This is a genomic window from Mycobacterium sp. AZCC_0083 (assembly GCF_014202335.1).
Taxonomy (GTDB): domain Bacteria; phylum Actinomycetota; class Actinomycetes; order Mycobacteriales; family Mycobacteriaceae; genus Mycobacterium.
In genome coordinates this window covers 147,490-170,007 of sequence record NZ_JACHGP010000014.1, presented here as the reverse complement: position 1 = coordinate 170,007, position 22,518 = coordinate 147,490, and the positions used below count along the sequence as shown (strand labels likewise).

Sequence of the window (22,518 nt, the reverse complement as noted above, 5' to 3'; positions counted from 1 at the left end):
TGACATCGCTAAAGCGAGACCTCGTTGAGCTTGCCCGTCGCCACGTCGAAGACGAAGCCGCGCAACGACTCGTGCTTGGTCACGAACGGGCTGGCCTCGATGCGTCGCAGCGACTGCCGCACGTCCTCGTCGACGTCCTGAAACGCCTCGGCCGCCCACTCCGGCTTGAGGCCCGTCTCGTCCTGGATCTGCTGCTTGAAGCCGTCGTCGGTGAACGTCAGCATCCCGCAGTCGGTGTGGTGGATGAGGATGATCTCCTTCGTGCCAAGCAGCCGCTGACTGATGGCCAGCGAGCGGATCTCGTCGTCGGTCACCACACCGCCGGCGTTGCGGATGACGTGCGCCTCCCCCTCGTTCAACCCGAGGATCCGGTAGACGTCGAGGCGAGCGTCCATGCAGGCGACCACCGCGACGTGCTTGCTCGGCGGCAGAGGCAGCGGACCGCTGAACGATTCGGCATAGGCCTCGTTGTTCTTCAGGTACTCGTCGGTCACGGACATGTGGGACCTCCTGACGATCGCGGACATACGCTAGTAGGACGCTACCCGGATTCCGATGGTGCGAATCGGGCTGATTTCATCCCCGCGTCACGCGTGCGGCTGCAGGTCGTAGACGGTAGTACCGCCGACGTCCATCTTGGTGAAGTGCTGCTCGACCCACGTGGTGATGTCGTTCGCGACACCGGTCCGGTGGTTCATCGGGCCGCCTTCCTTGTCGTTGCCTGCGATGAAGTACCGCACCTGGCCGTCGGCCACGTCTTGCTGGAACTGCGCCAACGTGGGCGACGGGTCGCCACCGCTGAATCCACCGATCGCCATCAGTGACGTGCCGGTCTTGAGCTCCAGTTGGTCGATCGTGTGCGAACCGATCGCGGCTGCGGCCCAACGGTTGTCGGTGTCCTGCACCATGGCCTCCAGCGCGGCGTTGTCCCCGCCGCGACCCCCTGGGCCCTGTCCACCGGGACCGCCGCCGCCGAAGCCGTCCTGCTTGGCAGGTCCTGACGTGCTCACCGGCCCGTCGTGTACGGACGACATCGTCTCGATCGAGTACGCCGCCGTCGCGCCGAGGCCGAACAACGCAGCGGCCACGGCGACCACGACGGTCGCGCGGCCCAGCCGGTGCAGGCCGACGGCGACCACGGCCGCCACGATCACCGACCCGAAGAGCACGACCCAGCGCAGCGCAGGCCACCAGTCCGGGGTCCGGTTCAGCAGGACGAACGCCCATACCCCGGTCACCGCCAGCATGGTCGCGAGAGTCAGGCGGGCAGGCCAGGTGTCCTTGCGGCGCAGGAGTTCTGCCACCGAGATGCCGACCAGCGCGGCGATGGCCGGAGCGAGGGCGACCGTGTAGTACGGATGCACCGTGCCATCCATGAAGCTGAACACGGCACCGGTCACCAGTAGCCAACCACCCCACAGCAGCAGGCTGGCCCGCACCTGACCGGTGCGCGCGGTGCGCCAGGTCAGCCACAACCCGGCAAGCAGGCCGATGATCGCGGCGGGCAGCAGCCAGGAGGACTCGGTTCCGAAGGACAGGCCGAACATCCGGCCGATACCGGGCTCGCCGCCGAAGAACACGTTGCCACCGCCACCAGGGCCACCGCCACCAGGGCCACCGCCACCGCCACCCGGGCCACCGCCACCGACGATGCGTTGGATTCCGTTGTAGCCCAAGGCTAATTGCAGAAGGCTGTTGTCGGTGGAGCCGGCGATGTAGGGCCGCGAGTCCGCGGGCCACAGGCTGACCAGCGCGACGTACCAGCCTGCGGAGACGACCATGGTGACGCCGCCGACCAGCAGGGCGCCCAACCGCTTCCACAAGCCGATGGGGGCGGCGACCAGGAACGCCAGCGCGAGGCCCGGCACGATGAGGAACGCCTGAAGCATCTTGGTCAGGAAGGCGAAGCCGACGACGCATCCGGTCAGCGCCATCCAGCGCGTGCTGCCGTTCTCGATGGCCCGCACCGTGCAGTACGCCGCAACGACGAGCAGCAGGACCAGCAGCGCGTCGGGGTTGTTGTACCGGAACATCAGCGTCGCCACGGGCGTCAGGGCCAGCACCGCACCGGCGATCAGCCCTGCGCCGGGGCCGCTGCTGCGCTTGACGGTGAAGTACAGCACCGCGACGGCGGCCACACCCATCAACGCCTGCGGCAGCAGCATGGTGAACGCGTTGAACCCGAACAGCCTGCCGGACAAGCTCATAACCCACATCGCCGCAGGCGGCTTGTCCACGGTGATGGCGTTGCCCGCATCCAGCGACCCGAACAGCCACGCCTTCCAGGACTGGGTGCCTGCCTGCGCGGCGGCGGCGTAGAAGCTGTTCGCCCAGCCCGACGAGCCGAGGCCCCATAGGTACAAAACCGCAGTACCGGCCAGCAGGGCGAGCAGGCCGGGTCGGGCCCATCGCGGGTCCGGTACGGCCGCGGGTTCGTCGGCTGCGTCCGGACGGACGTCTACGGTGATCGTGGTCATCGTTTCCTCGGGTCTCTGGTTTGACGAAGGGGAAGGGTTAGCGGGCACGTCGGGGGTGAAACACCCAGCCGCGCAACAACACGAAGCGCACGGCGGTGGCGACCAAGTTGGCCAGTACCAGCACGGTCAGCTCCACCAATCGCTGCGGTTGGTCGACGACGCCGTTCAAGACGGCCAGCGCGCCGCTGGTGATGGCCAGCGCGATGGCGAAGACGATGAGCCCCTCGACGTGGTGGCGCGCGGCTTTGCCGCCGCCGGTGACGCCGAACGTGAACCGCCGGTTGACCGCAGTGTTTCCGATCGCGGTGACGAACAACGCGACGAGGTTCGCCGCCTGCGCACCGATCCAGCCGTGCAGCAGCACGAACAGCACGAGGTAGGCGGCCGTCGACGCGGCACCGACCGCGCCGAACCTGACCACCTGACGGAACAGCGAGCCAGGCGCGGCCGACCGGCGTGACGAACCCAGTTGGGCGGCAATCGCGTTGACCGGGATGGAGCCACTGGCGAAGCCGCGCAGCAGGCGCCCCACTCCCTTCAGGTCCGCGGTCGCGGTGGCGATGATGTCGACCCGGCTGTCGGGGTCGTCGACCCAGTCGACAGGCACCTCGTGAATCCGCAGTCCGCTGCGTTCGGCGAGCACCAGCAGCTCGGTGTCGAAGAACCAGCCGGTGTCGGCGACGTGCGGCAGCAACCCGTGCGCGACGTCGGCGCGAATGGCCTTGAAGCCGCACTGGGCATCGGAGAACCGAGCCGACAGCGTGGACTTCAGGATGAAGTTGTAGCAGCGCGAAATGATCTCGCGCTTGGCGCCGCGTACGACGCGCGAACCACGGCTCAACCGGGTGCCGATCGCGAGATCGGAGTGCCCGGAGATCAGCGGGGCCACCAGCGGGGCCAGCGCGGCGAGGTCGGTGGACAGGTCGACGTCCATGTAGGCCAACACGGCGGCGTCGGACTCCGACCACACCTGATGCAGTGCGCGACCGCGACCCTTCAGTTCCAGGCGCACCACCCGGACGTCGACGAGTTCGGCGGCCAGTTCCGCGGCGATGCGCGGGGTGTCGTCGACGCTTGCGTTGTCGGCGATCGTGATGCGCACCGGGTACGGGAACGTGTCCCGCAGATGGCGGTGCAGCCGGTGCACCGAGTCGGCCAGCGCCGCCTCCTCGTTGTAGACCGGAACCACCACGTCGAGCACCGGTACGCCGAGTTCCGCTGCCGCCAGCGCGGCGTTGGGCCGGGACCCGAAGCGACGCATCGAAACGGCGTCGGGGCGAAGGGCTTCGGAGAAGGCGATGTCTGTCATGAGATTCATGGTCGGCCGGTGCTGTGTGGCAACCGTTGGCGCCAGCTATGCGCCGCCTATGAGTTCTTCGGCGCTGCGGTGAGGTCGTAGACGACGGTGCCGTCGACGGTCAGCGGCGTGTAGTGAGTCTCGACCCACTCGCCGATCTCGGCGGCCGCGCGACTGCCGCCGTTGTCGTGACCGCCGAACCCTCCGAACATCACCCGGCCGCGGACGAAGTAGTGGATCTTCCCTGCGGCGACGTCGGACTGAAACTCTTGGAGCGTCGGCGATGGATCGGTGCCGTTGAACCCGCCGACCGCCATCACCGGCGCCCCGCTGCCCAACTGGTAGCCCGCGGCGTTGTTGGATCCGACGACCGCCGCGGCCCACGTGAACTGGTCGGCGTCGGCGGTCAAAAGCTCCGACAAGCCTGCTCCTGGCACCGGGCTGTCGAGCAACCCGCCGCCCATGACACCGAACCCACCCGGTCCGCGCGCCGGTCCGACCGACGGCATGGCGCCGCTGTGCGGCGTCGCCACCGTCGCGAGCGTATAGGCCGTCGGCGCAGCCAAGCAGGCCGCGATGGCGAGTCCGGCCGCGGTAAGGGCCACTCGTCGCGGCAGTCGCGCGACGACCAGGAGCAGCACCGCAGCGCCCACCCCCGCGACTGCGATGAGGAGACGCAACCAGTCCAGCCAGTCGCCGTGCCTGGTCAGCAGGGCGGCGGCCAGGACAACGGTGATGGCAACGGTGGCCGACATCGCCGTCGCCGCCCGGACATCGGAACGATTGCGCCACAACAGCGTTGCCCCGATTCCGAGCACCGCGGCGATGGCGGGTGCCAGAGCGACGGTGTAGTACGCGTGCACGATGCCGTTGGCGTAGCTGAACACGACAGCGGTGACCACCAGCCAGCCGCCCCACGAAATCAATGCGCCACGTTGCGCGTCGGTGCGAGGCGCCCGGCGGGTCAGCAGCAGTCCGGCGACCAGGCACACCAGCGCGGCGGGTAGCAGCCAGGCGATGTAGGCGCCCATGCCGCTGCCAAACAGACGGCCCCAGCCGACGTCGAAGTTCATGTTGCCGAGGCCGCCGGGCTCGTTGCCGGTGAGGCGACCGAAACCGTTGTAGCCCAAGGCCAGTTCGACGATGCTGTTGTTCTGGGAGCCGCCAATGTATGGGCGCGCCGACGCCGGCCACAGCTCGACGAGAAGCAGATACCAGCCACCCGAGGCGATCAGCGCGGTCAGGGCGCCTGCCAATCGCAGTACGCGGGCGCGAAGGGGCACGGCGGCCGCAATCAGGTAGGCCAGCCCGAAGCCTGGCAGCACCAGGAACGCCTGCAGCATCTTGGCCAGGAAGCCGAAACCCACCGCGGCCCCAGCCCCGACTAGCCACCACCGGCTGGCGTCGCGCTCACACGCGCGCTGCACGCAGTACGCGCCAGCGACGAGCAGCAGCACCAGCAGCGCATCGGGATTGTTGAACCGGAACATCAACGCGGCGACGGGTGTCAGCGCGAACACCGTGCCGGCCAGCAGGGCCGCCCCCGGACCCGAGACGCGCCGGACCGCGGCGTACAGCAGCGCGACCGCGGCGACGCCCTCCAGCGCTTGCGGCACCAGCACGCTCCACGAGCTCAGCCCGAAAACGCGCACCGAGAGGTCCATCACCCAGATCGCGGCGGGAATCTTGTCGACCGTGATCGCATTGCTGGCGTCACTGGATCCGAACAGCATTGCCGTCCAGTCCTGTCCACCAGCCTGCGCCGCGGCGGAGTAGAAGGCGTTGGCCCATCCGCTGGCCGACAGATTCCACAGGTAGAGCGCGGCGGTGACCGCCATCAATACGCCGAATGCCACCCGCTCGCGCCCGCCGACGCGGGGCCGCACCACGGTCTCCTCGTCGGAGTCGGCGGCAGGCGTCGATGCGCGCGGCAGTACGGCGGTCACCGGTTGATTCTCACGGACCTGGCTAGGCGTCCGATTTGCCCGCGCTGTGGGTCGTCTGTGAACTGCCCGGGAGCCGGACCACGAATTCAGTACTGCCGGGCCGACTCTTGACGTCGATCGTGCCGTCGTGCGCCTTGACCACTGCTGCCACGATGGCCAGCCCGAGACCGGTGCTCCCGCTCTGACCGGACGCCGTCGGAGCTCCGGGGCCGAATGTCGCCGCCGGGGCGGCTCCGGGCCGCGACCGGGACGAATCCCCACGCGCGAACCGTTCGAAGACCTCCGGCTGCAGCGTCGATGGAATGCCAGGACCGTCGTCGGCGACCGACAGCACCACCGCACCGGTGTCGTCACGCCCGAGTGATGTCGTCACCGACGTCCCGACGGGGGTATGCGTCCTGGCGTTGGCCAGCAGGTTCCCAAGCACCTGGTGCAACCGCGCATCGTCACCGACCAGCAACACCGGCTCGTCGGGCAGATCGAGCGACCACTTATGCCCTGGACCGGCGATGTGCGCGTCGCTGACGGTGTCGACGACCAACCGGGACAGGTCGACGGTTTCGCGGATCAACGGACGACCGTCATCCAGCCGTGCGAGCAGCAGCATGTCCTCGACCAACTGCGTCATCCGTCCGGTCTCCGACTCGACCCGGCTCATCGCGTGGGCGACGTCGTCCGGGAGTTGGGCGCGCTTGCGCTGTGCAAGCTCGGTGTAGCCGCGAATCGCCGCCAGCGGCGTGCGCAACTCGTGGCTGGCGTCGGCGACGAACTGCCGCACCCTGGTTTCGCTGGCGTGCCGGACCGACATGGCCCCCGCGATGCGGTCCAGCATCCGGTTCAACGCGGAACCGAGCTGGCCGATCTCGGTGTGGCGACTCTCCGGGTCGACGCTCACGATCAGCGTCGGCAGACGCACCTCGCCCTTGTCCAGCTCGAGGTCGGCGACCTCGCGGGCCGCAGCGGAAACCCTTGAAAGCGGAGCCAATTGGCGACGAATGATCCAGACGCCCGCAATGGTCGCGCCAACCAGAGCCAGCACGGCGATGACGCAGAACATGCCGACAACCCACAGCAGGGTGTTGTCCACGGCGGCGGTCGGCAGACCGGTCACGATCGTCTGCCCGCCGTGCCGAGCGTGCATTCCGATCACCTTGTAGCGGCCGAGACCATCCAGCACGACGGTCTGCGGCTTCCGATTCGGCTCGACTTTCGCCAGCTGCGCATTGGCCGCGGCACTCACCGAGGACCGGCCACCGTCGGCGGTGATCACCCCGGCGTCCACCGAACCGTCCCGCTCGACGACGGCGCCCACCGTTCGGGCGGCCTGGCCAGGAGCGTTCAAGAATCCGGGGCCAGGGCCGGACTCCGGGTCGAACAGCTCCCGGTACATGGGTCCCGGTAGTGGGCCGGGGACGCCGGGCGGCAGGGGATGATGCTGCGGATCGCGATCGCCGGGCTCCATCGGTGGGCCGGGCTCCATGGGTGGACCGGGGCCTTCTGGCAGACCGAGACCATCCGGCGGACCCGGATACATGTGCGGTTCGGAGCCGTCGCGTCGCCCCAGAATGACCGTTGGCCCACCGAACATGGGTGGCGGACCATCGAAGATGGCGGTCGAGCGCCTGCCGGCCTCGACCAACTGATCGTCGAGCTGATGCGACAGGAAGCGCTGAAGCGCGAAGTCGGTGGCACCGCCGATGCACGCACATACGGTGGCAAGCAGCACGACCTGGGTGACCAGCAGCCGAACCCGCAGCGACCACGTGCGCGGCAACCAGAACTTGGTGCGCGACATGTTCGCCTCCGGCTCAGCGTCCAATGTTCGCCTCCGGCTCAGCGAGCCGGCTTGAGGACGTACCCTGCGCCTCGCAACGTGTGGATCATCGGCTCGCGTCCACTGTCGATCTTCTTCCGCAGGTACGACACGTACAGCTCGACGATGTTGGACCGGCCGCCGAAGTCATAACTCCACACCCGGTCCAGGATCTGCACCTTGCTCAAGACGCGCTTGGAATTGCGCATCATGAACCGCAACAGTTCGAACTCGGTGGCGGTCAGCGTGATGGGTTCACCGGCGCGGGTGACCTCGTGACTGTCCTCGTCGAGCACCAGGTCCCCGACGACGATCTGCGCGCCACCCGCTTCGTTCGCCACGCCGGTGCGCCGCAGCAGGGCTCGCAACCGCAGCACCACTTCCTCGATGCTGAACGGCTTGGTCACGTAGTCGTCCCCGCCCGCGGTCAGTCCGGCGATGCGATCCTCGACCGAGTCCTTCGCGGTCAGCAGCAGCAGCGGCAGCCCGGGGATCTGCTCGCGCAGCCGGTGCAGGACGTCGAGGCCGCTCATGTCGGGCAGCATGACATCGAGCACGACGACGTCGGGCGGATTGTCTCGGGCCAGCGAGATCGCCGTCGCGCCGTCGCCTGCGGTGGCGATGTCCCAGCCCTCATAGCGCAACGCCATGGAGACCAGCTCGGCCAACACCGGCTCGTCGTCGACGACGAGCACGTTGATCGGCTTTCCATCCGCCCGGCGCATCACGACGCGCGCGGGATCCTTGTCGGTATCCCTGTCATGGACTGATCCGTTCGCGGTGGTCACGACTCCCAGTATTCGCGCACCCGATAGGCAGGTGCTGTGGTGATTCTATGCGCGAGCTGTGAAGCCCGACATACACATCGTCGGCAGATTCGGCGCACAGCCGACACACGAGTAAAACCCGCACAGTGTTCCCATGGACACCTGGAACCTGCGTGGAACCGCGGTCGCCGTCGGCGTCGCAGCCGTCATCGCCGGTGTCGGCGGAGCCGCGGTGTACGCCGCCACCGATGACGGCCCGCGCATGATGGGCACGCACACAGGCGGGGCCACGACCTTTGGCGATCGTAACGCCGGGCCACCGCGCGACGACGCGATGAGAGCGGCGGCGCCGGATTCCGCTTCGCTGCACGGCGAGTACGTGGTGGCCAACGGGACCGGCGGGTTCAACACGAAGATCTCCCAGACGGGCCGTGTCACCGCCATATCGCCCACCTCCGTCACCGCGCGCAGCGACGACGGGTACAGCGAGACCTATGTGATTGCAACTGCTGGTGTTGCCGCCACCCCGCCCTTCGCCGTCGGCGACGAGGTGACGATCGAGGCCACCCGCACGGGACAGACGGCGACGGTCACCGGGATCGGTGAACCGAGCATCACGGGGCAGCGAGGCCAAGCCCAGCCGCGCTGACCCCGCAATATGAGTGGCTTACGGGGTCGCGAAGCCCTCGGGCGTCGTCGCCGTCACCGGCGGGGTTGCGACCGGTGTCTGCGGCGCCGACGGGGCCGTCGTCGTGGTGGTGGCGGTTTCCCCGAGAGTCGCCGAAGGCGTGTCGGATACGACGGTGTCGGACGGCCCGTGGACGGCCCCGAGGGCCACCGTCAACGCACCCATGCCGACGACCGCACCGGCACCCGCGGCCGCAGACATCAACTTCAACCTGGTGGAATTCACCTCTGATCACTCCCAATTCGATCTCACGTCGGCAACGAAGGGGCAAACGGAACCCCTCCATCCGATGGGTAACCGAATCGGGTGGAGAACAAACGCAGGAAGGATCCTGCCGCTAGTCGATGCCTACGGCAGGCCGACCTCCTCCGATGGCAGCGGCGCGGGACCCTTGATCGACGGCGACGCCTCAGCGACGGCGGGTGCGGTGGGCGGCGTCGTCTCGGTGCTGGTCGCGCCGACGGTCATCGTGCTGCTCTTCGCCATGTCCTGACCAGCGTGTTCCTGCGCGAATGCGGCGTTCATGCCACCGAGAGCCACGACGGCGCTGCCGCCGATGATCGCGGCGAATACCTTGACGTTCCTTCGATTGATCGAACTCATCTCAAATCCTCGAGTCGGGGAATGGGTCATTGGATCTGGGTATCGAGTGAACGCCCCTCGACTGTGAGGACGCTGGTCTTGAGGTAAGAGTTGGCTACGCGCTCGCCGCGCCCAAAACACCACCTCACAGCCGTCCCGTCACAGATCTCCTACCCTGTGCCCATGCGGAATCCGGCGGGCGCGACGTGACGCGTTTCCTGGCCCGCCGGTTGCTCAACTACGTCGTGCTGCTGGCGCTGGCGTCGTTTCTCACGTTCAGCCTCACCTCACTGACCTTCGAACCGCTCGACAGCCTCTTGCAGCGCAACCCTCGGCCGCCCCAGTCGACCATCGACGCGAAGGCAGCCGAACTGAATCTCGACAAGCCCATCCCGATTCGGTACGTGCAATGGGCATCGGACGCGATCCACGGTGACTTCGGCACCACGGTGACCGGCCAACCGGTCTCCGAGGAACTGTGGCGACGCATCGGCGTGAGCCTGCGCCTGGTGATCATCGGCTCCCTGCTGGGCACCATCCTCGGCGTCGTGATCGGCGCGTGGGGTGCGATCCGCCAGTACCGGCTCTCCGACCGTGTCATCACGGTGCTGTCCCTGCTGGTGCTCAGCACGCCCACCTTCGTGGTGGCCAACCTGTTGATCCTCGGCGCGCTGAAGGTCAACACGGTGCTGGGGGTGCAGCTGTTCGAGTACACCGGCGAGACATCGTCCGACGCGGTGGGCGGAGCGTGGGATCAGTTCGTCGACCGCCTGCAGCATCTGGTGCTGCCGACGTTCACGCTGGCGCTCGGCTCGATTGCCGGGTTCAGCCGCTACCAGCGCAACGCGATGCTCGACGTGCTCGGCCAAGACTTCATCCGCACCGCCCGCGCCAAGGGCCTGACGCGGCGACAGGCCTTGTTCAAACACGGGCTACGCACCGCCCTGATCCCGATGGCGACCCTGTTCGCCTACGGCGTCAGCGGCCTCGTCACCGGTGCGGTGTTCACCGAGAAGATCTTCGGATGGCACGGCATGGGCGAGTGGGTGGTGCAGGGCATCGCCACCCAGGACACCAACATCGTCGCCGCGATCACGGTGTTCTCCGGGGCCACCATCCTGCTGGCCGGACTGCTGTCCGACGTGATCTACGCGGCGCTGGATCCGAGGGTGCGGGTGTCGTGAACGAGCCGATCACCACCGAATCCGCGTCGACGGCGAAGTCCGGCCTCGACGCTCACCAATTCGCGTCGCGCCGAACGCTGGTGCTGCGACGATTCCTGCGCAACCGGCCGGGCGTGGTGTCGCTCGCGATACTGGCGCTGCTGTTCATCGGGTGCTACGCACTGCCGCCGTTCCTGCCCTACGGCTACACCGACCTCGACTACTACGCGTTGCAGCAGCCCCCCACGCTCAACCACTGGTTCGGCACCAACTCGCTGGGCCAGGACCTGCTGGCTCAGACGCTGCGCGGGATGCAGAAGTCGATGCTGATCGGCGTGTGCGTCGCGTTCATCTCAACGATCATCGCCGCGACGGTCGGCTCCATCGCCGGTTTCTTCGGCGGCTGGCGCGACCGCACGTTGATGTGGGTGGTGGACCTGCTCTTGGTGGTGCCAAGCTTCATCCTGATCGCGATCGTCACGCCACGCACCAGGGAGTCCGGCACCGTCTTGTGGCTCATCCTGCTGCTTGCCGGGTTCAGCTGGATGATCAGCGCACGCATCGTCCGCGGCTTGACGATGAGCCTGCGTGAACGCGAATTCGTCACGGCGGCAAGGTACATGGGCGTCAGCAACACCAGGATCATCGCCCGTCACATCGTGCCCAACGTGGCGTCGATCCTGATCATCGACACCGCGCTCAACGTGGGCGTGGCGATTCTGGCCGAAACCGGATTGAGCTTCCTCGGATTCGGCGTGCAGCCACCCGACGTCTCCCTTGGCACGCTGATCGCGGACGGCACCAACTCGGCGACGACGTTCCCCTGGGTGTTCCTGTTCCCCGCCGGCGTTCTGGTGCTGATCGTGTTGTGCGCCAACCTGATCGGCGACGGCCTGCGCGATGCGCTGGACCCGGACAGCCGCAAGCCGCGAAAGCGGTCTAACCGCCGATGAGCGCTTGCGCGAAGAGGAAACTGTCATGAGCCTGCTCGAGGTGACCGACCTCGCGGTCACGTTCGCCACCGACGCCGAGGAAGTAACCGCGGTGCGCGGGCTGAACCTGCGCGTCGACGCGGGCGAGGTGGTCGCGGTGGTCGGCGAGTCCGGCTCGGGCAAGTCGGCCTCGGCGATGGCGGTGATCGGGCTGTTGCCCCCGCACGCCGAGGTGTCCGGGTCGGTGCGCCTGGACGGCGAGCAACTCATCGGCCTCGACGATGCGCAGATGTCGCGCATCCGAGGCAAGAAGATCGGCACCGTCTTCCAGGATCCGATGTCGGCGCTCACCCCGGTGTACACCGTCGGCGACCAGATCGCGGAGTCCTTGCAGACCCACCAGCGGGGCATCGGCCGGGCGGCCGCCCGTGCGCGCGCCGTCGAACTCCTCGAGCTGGTCGGCATCGCCCAGCCGGACCGGCGGGCCCGCTCGTTCCCGCACGAACTGTCCGGCGGTGAACGCCAACGCGTCGTCATCGCCATCGCGATCGCCAACGACCCCGACCTGCTCATCTGTGACGAGCCGACGACCGCGCTGGACGTCACCGTGCAGGCGCAGATCCTCGAAGTGCTCAAGACGGCTCGCGACGTCACCGGCGCAGGCGTGCTGATCATCACGCACGACTTGGGCGTCGTGGCCGAATTCGCCGACCGCGCGCAGGTGATGTACGCCGGGCGTGCGGTGGAGGTCGCGCCGGTGCAGACACTCTACCGAGACCGCCGAATGCCCTACACCGCAGGGCTTCTCGGCTCGGTCCCCCGGCTGGACGCCCCGCAAGGTACCCGGCTGGTGCCGATCGCAGGCGCGCCCCCGTCGCTGGCGGCACTGCCGCCCGGCTGCCCGTTCGCGCCGCGCTGCCCGCTGGTCATCGACGAGTGCCGCACCGAGGAGCCGTCGCTCATCGAGGTCGAGACCGGTCACACGGCGGCGTGCATCCGCACCGACGACGTCGCCGGACGTACCGCCGCAGAGGTCTACGGCGTCTCCACCGAGTCGCCCCCTGTCGATGCCGACCCCGACGCCCCCGTCGTCATCCGGGTCGCCGATCTGGTCAAGACCTACAAGCTGACCAAGGGCGTGGTGCTGCGCCGCCAGATCGGCGAGGTGCGCGCCGTCGACGGCGTCAGCTTCGAGCTTCGCGAAGGCCACACGTTGGGCATCGTCGGTGAATCCGGCTCTGGCAAGTCGACCACTCTGCACCAGATTCTGGACCTGACCGCCCCGCAGTCCGGCACCATCGAGGTGCTCGGCGCCGACGTCGCGAGCCTCGACCGTGCGGGCAGGCGGGCGTTGCGCGGTGACCTGCAGGTGGTGTTCCAAGACCCCGTCGCCGCCCTCGACCCCCGGTTGCCGGTGTTCGACGTCCTCGCTGAGCCCTTGGCGGCCAACGGTTTCGGCAAGGCACACATCGACGACCGGATTGGCGAGTTGCTCGGCGTTGTCGGGTTGCGTCGCGAGGACGCCAGCCGCTACCCGGCCGAGTTCTCCGGCGGGCAGAAGCAGCGCATCGGCATCGCACGTGCGCTGGCACTGCAACCCAAGATCCTTGCCCTCGACGAGCCGGTCTCCGCGCTCGACGTGTCGATTCAGGCCGGCATCATCAACCTGTTGCTCGACTTACAGCAGCAGTTCGGGTTGTCGTATCTGTTCGTCTCGCATGACCTGTCGGTGGTCAAGCACCTCGCCCACCGGGTGGCCGTGATGTTCAACGGCGCGATCGTCGAGCAAGGCGACGCCGACCAGGTGTTCGCCGACCCGCAGGACCCCTACACGCAGCGATTACTGGCCGCGGTCCCGCAGCCGTCACGTTAGAGTCGGCGTCGTGAAGATGCGACGCCTGAGCGTGGCCGCGCTGGTCCTGGCCCTGACGATTGCCGGGTGCTCGGGTGGCGACCAGAAGCCGCCGTCGGCGGGTGGCGAGGCCGAGGTCGGCACCACCAGCGACATCAATCCGCAGGATCCGGCCACACTGCGCCAGGGTGGCAACCTCCGGCTGGCGCTATCGGCATTACCGGCGAACTACAACACGCTGCACATCGACAACGAAGCCTCCGGCGCGGCGATGTTGCGGGCCACCCTGCCGCGCGCGTTTCGCATAGCGCCGGACGGTTCGATGATGGTCAACGCCGACTACTTCACCAGTGTCGAACTCACCGGCACCGACCCGCAGGTCGTCACGTACACCATCAACCCCAAGGCGGTGTGGAGCGACGGCGCTCCAATCACCTGGGAGGACATCGCTTCTCAGATCAACGCCACCAGCGGCAAGGACAAGGCGTTCGCATTCGCGAGCCCGAACGGAAGCGAACGCGTCAAATCGGTCACCCGCGGGGTCGACGACCGACAGGCGGTGATCACGTTCGCCGAGCCCTTCGGAGACTGGCGAGCCATGTTCGCAGGCAACACCATGCTGCTGCCGAAGAGCATGACGGCGACCCCGGAGGCCTTCAACAAGGCACAGCTCAACGGGCCGGGACCGTCGGCAGGACCGTTCATCGTGTCATCGATAGACAAAACCGCGCAACGCATCACGTTGACCCGCAACCCGAAGTGGTGGGGCACACCGCCCCTCCTCGACAGCATCACCTACCTGATCCTCGACGACGCCGCTCGCGTCCCGGCGCTGCAGAACAACGCCATCGACGCCACGGCGATCGGCTCGCTCGACGAGTTGACCATCGCGCGGCGCACGGCGGGAATCTCGATCCGGCGCGCTCCCGCATTGAGCTGGTACCACTTCACGTTCAACGGCGCACCCGGTTCGATCCTCGCCGACAAGGCGCTCCGGCTGGCCGTCGCCAAGGGCATCGACCGGCAGGCCATTGCCAATGTCAGCCAGCGCGGGCTGGTCGACAATCCCGTTCCGCTGAACAACCACATCTACGTCGCCGGTCAGGAGGGCTACCAGGACAACAGCGCCGTCACCGCCTTCGACCCGGAGAAAGCCAAGCAGGAACTCGACGCACTCGGCTGGCGGATGAACGGTCAGTTCCGCGAGAAGGACGGCCGCCAGCTGGTGATCCGCGACGTGTTCTTTGACTCGTTGTCCACCAGACAGATCGCTCAGGTCGCGCAGAACAGCCTCGCGCAGATCGGGGTGAAACTGGACCTGGTGACCGCGCCCGGTGGCACCTTGTTCACCGACTACATCACGGTCGGCAACTTCGACATCGGCCAGTTCAGCTGGGTTGCCGATCCGTTCGCTCTGTCTTCGCTGACGCAGATCTTCGCCTCCGGCGGCGAGAGCAACTTCGGCAAGATCGGCAGCCCCGAGATCGACGCTCAGATCGAGAAGACTCTCGACGAACTCGACCCCGCGAAGGCGCGCATCTTGGCCAACGAGTTGGACAAGATGGTCTGGGCCGAGGGCTTCAGCCTGCCGCTGTTCCAGTCGGCGGGCAATTCCGCGGTGCGCAGCACCCTGGCGAACTTCGGGCCCGCAGGTCTTGGCGACCTGGACTACACCAAGATCGGCTTCATGAAGTAGTGACGTAGCGGACCACCCGCGGCGACACCTGGTTCATTGTCCAGTTGCGCTGAGCGGCTTGGTAGTTCGTTCGGTCGTCAGGCACCTTGTCCACCATGTGGCCGTGACGTTCAATCGAGCAGGGCGCGGTTCCACAGCCGTCACGTTAGAGTCGGCGTCGTGAAGATGCGACGCCTTGGCGTGGCGGCACTGGTCGTGGCCCTGACGATTGCCGGCTGCTCGAGTGGCGACCAGAAGCCGCCGTCGGCGGGCGGGGACGCCTCGGTCGGCACCACCAACGACATGAACCCGCAGGACCCGGCCACCCTGCAAGACGGCGGCGCACTGCGTCTCGCGTTGACCGCGTTCCCGGAGAACTTCAACACGCTGCACATCGACGGCAACACCGGCGACAACTACAGCCTTCTCAAGCCCGTCATGCCCCGCGCGTTCCGCATCGCCGCGGACGGCACCGCGACCGTGAATACCGATTTCTTCACCAACGTGGAGTTGACCAGCACCAATCCGCAGGTGGTCACCTACACCATCAATCCCAAGGCGGTGTGGAGCGACGGCACCCCCATCACGTGGGAGGACATCAAGTCGGAGATCGACGCGACCACCGGCAAGAACAAGGCCTTCACCATCGCCGGGCCCAACGGCGCGGACCGCGTCGGCAGCGTGACCCGCGGCGTGGACGACCGACAGGCGATCATGACATTCGCCAAGCCGTACGCCGACTGGAAGGGTCTCTTCGCCGGCAACGGGATGCTGCTGCCGAAGGCCGTCACGGCAACGCCGGAGGCCTTCAACAAGGGCTTCCTCACCAATCCGCCCCCGTCCGCAGGGCCGTTCATCATCTCCTCGATTGACCGGACCGCACAACGCATCACGTTGACGCGCAACCCGAAATGGTGGGGCACCCCGGCGCGGCTGGACAGCATCACCTTCCTGGTGCTCGACGACGCCGCCCTCATCCCGGCACTACAGAACAATGCGATCGACGCATCCGGTCTGGCCTCACTCGACGAGCTGACCGTGGCGCGGCGCACCCCCGGCATCGTGATTCGCCGGGCGCCGGGCCTGCAGTGGTACCACTTCACGTTCAACGGAGCCCCCGGTTCGATCCTCGCGGACAACGCATTGCGGCTTGCTGTCTCCAAGGGCATCGACCGCCAGACCATCGCGAACGTCACGCAGCGTGGGCTCGCCGACAATCCCGTACCGCTGAACAACCACATCTACGTGGCCGGCCAGGCCGGCTACCAGGACAACAGCGCCGTCACCGCCTTCGACCCGGAGAAGGCCAAACAGGAACTCGACGCGCTCGGCTGGCGGATGAACGGCCAGTTCCGCGAGAAGGACGGCAAGCAGCTCGTCATCCGCGACGTCTTCTACGACGCGCAGAGCACGCGGCAGTTCGCCCAGATCGCGCAGAACAGCTTGGCCCAGATCGGCGTCAAACTCGAGCTCGACGCCAAGGCAGGCAACGGCTTCTTCAGCCAGTACATCACCGTTGGCAACTTCGACATCGCCCAGTTCGCATGGGGTGCCGACGCCTTCCCGCTGTCCGGTCTCACGCAGATCTATCTGTCCACCGGAGAGAGCAACTTCGGCAAGATCGGCAGCCCGGAGATCGACGCCAAGATCGAGGAGACGCTGGAGGAACTCGATCCGGCCAAGGCACGGGAGAAGGCCAACGACCTCGACAAGCTGCTGTGGGACGCGGGTGTCAGCCTGCCGCTCACCCAGTCGTCAGGCAATGTCGCCGTGCGGAGCAATCTCGCCAACTTCGGCGCCGCAGGTCTGGCCGACGTGAACTACACCGCAATAGGTTTCACGAAGTAGTGACGCGGCGGACCACCCGCGGTACCACCGACGGCACCGCAGACTCCGCGACCGCGGCCGCCCCGATCGCCCGGACCAGCAGACGAACGCCGATGCCACCTGGTGCCGTGTCCAGTTGCGCTGAGCGGCTTGGCAGTTCGTGCAGTCTTCCGGCGTAGACGGACTTGACGACGTCGAGCGCGGTGCGCTCCCTGGTGTCGATGACGCTGTGCCCTGCGGTGGGCAGGTCGACGAGCGCGGCATCGGGCAACAGTGAGACGATGCGTTGCGCGACCGCCCGCGGGGTGATCAGATCGCGGCCGCCGGAGATCACCGCGGTCGGCCACCCGAAGCTCGGCATCGATGCGATCAGGTCGTAGGGTTCGGCCACGAAATCGACGTCTCCGGTGGCGGTCTCGCGAAAGGCGACGGCCGGGTCGAGCGGCCCGCCGTCGGGCACGGCAGCATAGTTGAGTTCGCGGTAGCCGATGCGGCCGACCAGATCGGGTTCGTGGTGATAGGGCGTCTTGCGATGCAGGAGAAGCCGGGTACCCAAACCCATTGCGCCCCACAACCAGTCGTGGCCCGTGAGGAGTAGGTCGAGCTGGCGGCGCAGTACGTCCGGGCCTGCTAGCCCGTACATTCCCGCGGCGAGCTGGGCGGTCACGGGGGTGAGGACGTCGTCGTCGACGAGACGTCGCACCTTGGTGGCCAACTCGGCGGTATCCGGGTCCGCCCCCTCCCACAGCACGCGCCGGGTGGCCGCCCGCACGGCGTCGATGTCGTCGGCGGACAGCAGCGGTGAGTCCAGGATCATCGCGTGCACGCGGCCGGGATGCCGCACCCCGAGACCCGCGGCCAGGTAGGTGCCGTACGACGTGCCGTACAGCACCGCCGACTGAACGTGGGCGTCGTCAAGCACCGCGGCGATGTCGTCGACGGCGGCATCGACGGTCAGTGCCTCCGGCGGTAGATCGGTACCGGTGTCGTCGTGCCGGGACATGCCCACACCACGGTGCTCGATCATGATGACGTCGAGGCCGTCGACGGCCGCCCTGCGCCGCAGTCCCCGGTACAGCGCGATCGACGCCGCACCTGGACCGCCAGGGATGATGACCAGCGGATGTTCCGACTTGCGGCCCGTGCGGGCGTAGTAGAGGTCGAACTCCTCGTCGGCCCGACCAGGCACGCCCACCGGCCGCCGGACCGGGCGGACGCCGGGAAGCCCGGCGAGCCTGTTGTGGACTTTGCGCCGTTTGGCGTTCATCGTCATCGCCTCCCATTCTGCCCCGCCTCGGCTGACCTTTCCTGGCAGTTCACGTCTTCGTTTCGTACCCGTTCGACAGACTCCTCAGACAGTCACCGAACGGCGTTCTTAGGTTCGGGGTGATCCAAAGCCGTGCACGGCCCCGCGCTGCTTGCGTAGAACGGTTGCCATGACCACTGTCGAGAACGCCAACCGAATCCTGCCCGGTTCGCCAGAGTGGACCGAGTTACTGGCCGGCATCGGCGCAGGCGCCAAGGACCGAGACCTCAACGACGAGAACCCCTTTGATCAGGTGACCGCGCTCAAGCGGGCCGGCTTCGGCACGCTGCGCCTGCCAACCGAGCTGGGCGGCGCCGGATACACCGTGCCGCAACTATTCTCCGCGGTGATCGACGTGGCGCATGCTGATCCCATTGTGGCGCATATCTTCCGGACCCACTTCTGGTTCACCGAGGAGCGTCTGCGTACACCTGGCGACCCCGTCGGGCAGCGTTGGCTGAGCAAAGTTGCCGACGGCAAGATCTTCGGCAACGCGTTCAGCGAGAAGGGTTCGCTGGCGGTCGGCAGCCTGGTGTTCAACACCCGGCTGCTGCCCGACCCCGCCGCTGGATTCCGGCTCACCGGGGAGAAGTACTACAGCACCGGCACCCTGTTCGCCGACTACTTGACCGCAACCGCGACTACCGACCACGACTCGGTGGCCGTCGTGATCGTCCCCGCCGACAGGACCGGCGTGCGCCTCATCGACGACTGGGACGGCTTCGGTCAGCGCCGTACCGGTACCGGCACCACGATCTTCAAGGACGTGGCGGTGTCTGCCGAGGAGGTGCTGTCCGACTCTCCCTATGACGCCGAGCCGACGCCGACCGTGCAGTATGCGTCGCTGCAGCTGTACATCCACGCGGTCGTCGCAGGTGTGCTGGAGGCCGTCGTCGACGACGGCGTAGCGCTGTTGCGTTCGCGCGAACGCAGTTTCAGCCACGCCACCACCGAGAAGCCAACCGACGATCCGTTGCTGCAGCGCCAACTCGGCGTGCTGGCCAGCACGGCCTACGTGGCCAGGGCTGCCGTCCTCGACGCGGCAGAGGCGATCGGGCGGGCCACCGCGTCGGACTCCGGCGACGGCCCCGACCCGGTGCTGGCCGCCGAAGCACAGCTCAAGGTCGCCAAGGTCAAGGTGCACCTCGACGACGTCGCGCCAGAAGCGGCGACCCGGCTGCTCGAACTGGGCGGCGCGAGCGCGGCCAGCAGGCAGCGCAACCTGGACCGGCATTGGCGCAACATTCGGACCATCACGCTGCACAACCCGGTGGCCTACAAGGCCCGCGTGATCGGCGAGAACCTGTTGCACGGCACGGCCCTGCCCGCCAACGCCTACTTCTAGCCCCCTCCCCCAACTTTGCAGCGATTTGTGCACGCTAGGTGGCGGTGGCGGCAACCAGACGTGCACAAATCGCAAGAGAGGTAAAGCACGTGACACGTCAACTGCACCTCGGTGGCTTCCAGATCGCCTCCCAGGTCACGCACTCACATGCGGCGTGGCGGCATCCGGCAAGCGACACCGGGTTCACCCATCCCGAGTACTACCACCGCCTCGGCAGAATCCTCGAGCGCGGCAAGTTCGACTTCGTGTTCTTCGCCGACCTGCTGGCCGCGCCAGTGCGTTACGGCGACGACATCACCGAGCCGCTGCGCCGCGGAACCCAGGCGACGGCGACACTCGACCCCTCCATCGTGGCGGCCAGCATCGGTGCGGTGACGTCCAAGTTGGGCATCGCAATCACCAAGTCCGCCACGTATTTTCACCCCTACGAGCTTGCCCGCATCTTCGCAAGCCTCGACCACATCACCAGAGGCCGCGTGGCATGGAACATCGTCACGTCACTGACCCAGAGCGAGGCACAGAACTTCGGCCACGATGAGCACCTGGAGCACGAGTTCCGCTACGAGCGAGCCGACGAGTTCGTCCGCACCGCGTTGGAGCTGTGGTCCAGCTGGGATCCCGACGCGCTGGTGCTCGACAAGACCAACGGTGTGTTCGCCGATCCGTCGCGGATCCGTCCCGTCGACCACGACGGGCAGTACTTCCGCACGCGGGGCCCGTTGAACGTGCCGCACTCGCCGCAGGGTCGTCCCGTGCTGATCCAGGCCGGCTCGTCGAGCACCGGTAGAGACTTCGCCGCGCGGTGGGCAGAGGCGATCTTCGAGATCGACCCGACGCCGGAGGGGCGTCGCGCCTACTACGACGACATCAAGTCACGGGCAGTCAATTTCGGCCGCGACCCCGACCAGGTGCTGATCTTCCCAGCCTTCATCCCGTTCATCGGTGAGACCGAGTCGATCGCCCGAGAGAAGCAGGCGTTCCACAACGTGCTGGCCGATCCGATCTCCGGCCTGATCACGTTGAGCGTGCACACCGATCACGATTTCTCGCAGTACGACCTCGACGCTCCTGTCGAGGACGTCAAGGTGACCGGCACCCAAGGCCTGTTCGACACCGCTCGTCGCGTCGCCGACCGGGACAATCTCACGCTGCGCGACGTCGGCAAGTGGTACGCGCAGGGTGTCCTGTTGCCGCAGTTCGTCGGGACGGCCGCGCAGGTAGCCGACCAGATCGAGGAGTCGTACAACGCAGGCGAGGCCGACGGGTTCATGGTGTCGGCGGCCCAAACACCGGGCACCTTCAATGATTTCGTCGACTCGGTGGTTCCGGAGCTGCAGCGTCGCGGCCTGTTCCGCACCGAGTACACGGGCGACACGCTACGAGACCACCTAGGGCTCGAGCCTGCCACCTTCAGCGCGCCGACGCGGCTGCGCCCAGTCGCCAGCTAGCACTAGCGGCGGGGACGGTTAGGCCTTCCAGACGGTCTTGAGGTTGCAGAACTCGCGGATCCCCGCGGCAGCCAGCTCGCGGCCGTAACCGGAGTCCTTGACCCCGCCGAACGGCAACTCCGGGTAGGACACCGTCATACCGTTCAGGAACACCGCACCGGCGTCCAGATGGCCGATGAACCAGTCCTGTTCTGCCGCATCATTGCTCCACACTGCCGAGCTCAGCCCGAAGGTGGTCTGGTTGGCCACCCGTACCGCCTCGTCGCGATCGGCGACCCTGTAGAGAGAGGCGACCGGCCCGAACGTCTCCTCCATCACCACGCGCATCTCATCGGTCAGACCGGCAAGCACGGTCGGCGAGTAGAACCAGCCAGGGCCATCGGGAGCACCGCCACCGGTGAGCACCTGGGCACCCTTGGCCACCGCGTCGTCGACCAGTTCGGTCAGGTCGTCGCGTCCGGACGCGGTGGCAATGGGCCCGACGTCGGTGGCTTCGTCCATCGGATCACCGACCACCAGAGCCTTCATCTTCGAGACGAACAGGCTGGCGAACTCGTCGTAGACGTCGGTGTGGACGATGAAACGCTTTCCTGCGATGCAGGATTGGCCATTGTTGGAGGTCCTTGCCTTGACCGCGACCGTGGACGCTTCGTCGAGGTCCGCGCTGGGCATCACGATGAAGGGATCGGAGCCGCCCAGTTCGAGCACCGCCTTCTTGATCTGACCGCCTGCCGTAGATGCGACGGAGCGACCTGCCGGTTCCGAGCCAGTCAAGGTGACCGCCTTGACCCGATCGTCGGAGATGACCGCCTCGACGCCGGCCGAGCCGATCAACAACGTGCGGAACGAGCCGGTCGGGAAGCCGCCCTTGTCGAAAAGGTCATCGAGGTAGAGCGCGGACTGCGGCACGTTCGACGCGTGCTTGAGCAGACCGGTGTTGCCTGCCATCAACGCAGGCGCGGCGAATCGGATGACCTGCCACAGTGGGTAATTCCATGGCATCACCGCCAGCACGACGCCGAGCGGCTGCCACACCGTCCAGGCCTGCGACGCCGACACCGTCGAGGCATCGGCGAGTGGCTCGTCGGCGAGGAAGGACTCCGCGTGCTCGGCGTAGAACCGCATGTTCTTCGCGCACTTGAGTACTTCGCCGCGGGCCTGGCCAAGGGGCTTGCCCATCTCGAGAGTGAGCATCCGGGCTACCCGCTCGACGTCGGCCTCCAGGATGTCCGCGGTGGCGTTCATCCACTGGGCACGTTGAGCAAACGTCGTGTCACGCAACGCATCGGCAGCCGCGGCGGCCTCCGCGATGCGGCGCGCCACCTCGGTGTCGTCGTGGGGTTCGAACGTCTCGACGGTCTCCCCCGTGGTCGGGTTGATGGTTGCGATTGCCATGTGTG

General features: G+C 67.2%; 18 protein-coding genes. 8 read left to right on the top strand and 10 right to left on the bottom strand.

Annotated features, from left to right (window positions below):
- Positions 1 to 8: 8 nt before the first annotated feature.
- The 6 genes from HNP02_RS30485 to HNP02_RS30460 form a co-directional block, all read right to left on the bottom strand.
- The gene (locus HNP02_RS30485; protein WP_184444365.1) at positions 9 to 500 is read right to left on the bottom strand and encodes a carbonic anhydrase; all 492 of its coding nucleotides are present in this window, start codon (positions 498 to 500) and stop codon (positions 9 to 11) included.
- A gap of 87 nt (positions 501 to 587) precedes the next feature.
- Complete coding sequence (locus HNP02_RS30480) at positions 588 to 2,477, bottom strand: glycosyltransferase family 39 protein (protein ID WP_184444364.1); 1,890 nt, start codon at positions 2,475 to 2,477, stop codon at positions 588 to 590.
- A 37-nt stretch (positions 2,478 to 2,514) separates the two neighbouring features.
- The gene (locus HNP02_RS30475) at positions 2,515 to 3,795 is read right to left on the bottom strand and encodes a glycosyltransferase (RefSeq protein ID WP_375373725.1); all 1,281 of its coding nucleotides are present in this window, start codon (positions 3,793 to 3,795) and stop codon (positions 2,515 to 2,517) included.
- A gap of 47 nt (positions 3,796 to 3,842) precedes the next feature.
- Positions 3,843 to 5,720 carry an ArnT family glycosyltransferase gene (locus HNP02_RS30470; RefSeq protein WP_375373724.1) on the bottom strand — a complete coding sequence of 626 codons (1,878 nt, stop codon included), beginning with the start codon at positions 5,718 to 5,720 and terminating at the stop codon, positions 3,843 to 3,845.
- 22 nt (positions 5,721 to 5,742) lie between these two features.
- Positions 5,743 to 7,515 (bottom strand): cell wall metabolism sensor histidine kinase WalK, encoded by a 1,773-nt coding sequence (locus HNP02_RS30465; RefSeq protein ID WP_184444362.1) that lies wholly within the window; start codon positions 7,513 to 7,515, stop codon positions 5,743 to 5,745.
- A gap of 38 nt (positions 7,516 to 7,553) precedes the next feature.
- Positions 7,554 to 8,258 (bottom strand): response regulator transcription factor, encoded by a 705-nt coding sequence (locus HNP02_RS30460; protein ID WP_149374796.1) that lies wholly within the window; start codon positions 8,256 to 8,258, stop codon positions 7,554 to 7,556.
- Between the two features lie 196 nt (positions 8,259 to 8,454).
- Between HNP02_RS30460 and HNP02_RS30455 the strand changes: the two genes are divergently transcribed.
- The gene (locus HNP02_RS30455) at positions 8,455 to 8,949 is read left to right on the top strand and encodes a hypothetical protein (RefSeq protein ID WP_184444361.1); all 495 of its coding nucleotides are present in this window, start codon (positions 8,455 to 8,457) and stop codon (positions 8,947 to 8,949) included.
- Between the two features lie 18 nt (positions 8,950 to 8,967).
- Here the strand turns inward: HNP02_RS30455 and HNP02_RS30450 are convergent, their stop codons facing one another.
- Both HNP02_RS30450 and HNP02_RS30445 read right to left on the bottom strand, forming a co-directional pair.
- Positions 8,968 to 9,189 (bottom strand): hypothetical protein, encoded by a 222-nt coding sequence (locus tag HNP02_RS30450; protein WP_221318208.1) that lies wholly within the window; start codon positions 9,187 to 9,189, stop codon positions 8,968 to 8,970.
- 147 nt (positions 9,190 to 9,336) lie between these two features.
- On the bottom strand, positions 9,337 to 9,591 hold the full coding sequence (locus HNP02_RS30445) for a hypothetical protein (RefSeq protein WP_184444359.1): 255 nt from the start codon (positions 9,589 to 9,591) through the stop codon (positions 9,337 to 9,339).
- A gap of 185 nt (positions 9,592 to 9,776) precedes the next feature.
- Between HNP02_RS30445 and HNP02_RS30440 the strand changes: the two genes are divergently transcribed.
- The 5 genes from HNP02_RS30440 to HNP02_RS30420 all read left to right on the top strand — a co-directional run bounded on the left by HNP02_RS30440 (position 9,777) and on the right by HNP02_RS30420 (position 17,040).
- On the top strand, positions 9,777 to 10,754 hold the full coding sequence (locus HNP02_RS30440) for an ABC transporter permease (protein WP_184444358.1): 978 nt from the start codon (positions 9,777 to 9,779) through the stop codon (positions 10,752 to 10,754).
- A gap of 8 nt (positions 10,755 to 10,762) precedes the next feature.
- On the top strand, positions 10,763 to 11,686 hold the full coding sequence (locus HNP02_RS30435; RefSeq protein ID WP_184444441.1) for an ABC transporter permease: 924 nt from the start codon (positions 10,763 to 10,765) through the stop codon (positions 11,684 to 11,686).
- Positions 11,687 to 11,711: 25 nt separating this feature from the next.
- Positions 11,712 to 13,538, top strand: a complete 1,827-nt coding sequence (locus HNP02_RS30430; protein ID WP_184444357.1) for an ABC transporter ATP-binding protein — start codon at positions 11,712 to 11,714, stop codon at positions 13,536 to 13,538.
- Between the two features lie 10 nt (positions 13,539 to 13,548).
- Entirely contained in the window at positions 13,549 to 15,213 is a 1,665-nt protein-coding gene (locus HNP02_RS30425) for an ABC transporter family substrate-binding protein (RefSeq protein WP_309241745.1), read from the top strand.
- A 165-nt stretch (positions 15,214 to 15,378) separates the two neighbouring features.
- Positions 15,379 to 17,040 carry an ABC transporter family substrate-binding protein gene (locus HNP02_RS30420; protein WP_184444439.1) on the top strand — a complete coding sequence of 554 codons (1,662 nt, stop codon included), beginning with the start codon at positions 15,379 to 15,381 and terminating at the stop codon, positions 17,038 to 17,040.
- Here HNP02_RS30420 and HNP02_RS30415 read toward each other — a convergent pair.
- Positions 17,030 to 18,292, bottom strand: a complete 1,263-nt coding sequence (locus HNP02_RS30415; protein WP_184444356.1) for an alpha/beta fold hydrolase — start codon at positions 18,290 to 18,292, stop codon at positions 17,030 to 17,032. The genes HNP02_RS30420 and HNP02_RS30415 overlap by 11 nt on opposite strands.
- 163 nt (positions 18,293 to 18,455) lie before the next feature.
- On the opposite strand from HNP02_RS30415, the gene HNP02_RS30410 reads away from it, so the two are divergent.
- The gene (locus HNP02_RS30410) at positions 18,456 to 19,670 is read left to right on the top strand and encodes an acyl-CoA dehydrogenase family protein (RefSeq protein WP_184444355.1); all 1,215 of its coding nucleotides are present in this window, start codon (positions 18,456 to 18,458) and stop codon (positions 19,668 to 19,670) included.
- Between the two features lie 89 nt (positions 19,671 to 19,759).
- The gene (locus HNP02_RS30405; RefSeq protein WP_184444354.1) at positions 19,760 to 21,118 is read left to right on the top strand and encodes an LLM class flavin-dependent oxidoreductase; all 1,359 of its coding nucleotides are present in this window, start codon (positions 19,760 to 19,762) and stop codon (positions 21,116 to 21,118) included.
- 18 nt (positions 21,119 to 21,136) lie between these two features.
- Here HNP02_RS30405 and HNP02_RS30400 read toward each other — a convergent pair whose 3' ends face one another.
- Positions 21,137 to 22,513: an NADP-dependent succinic semialdehyde dehydrogenase gene (locus tag HNP02_RS30400; RefSeq protein ID WP_184444353.1), complete on the bottom strand. Its 1,377-nt coding sequence runs from the start codon at positions 22,511 to 22,513 to the stop codon at positions 21,137 to 21,139.
- Positions 22,514 to 22,518 lie beyond the last annotated feature (5 nt).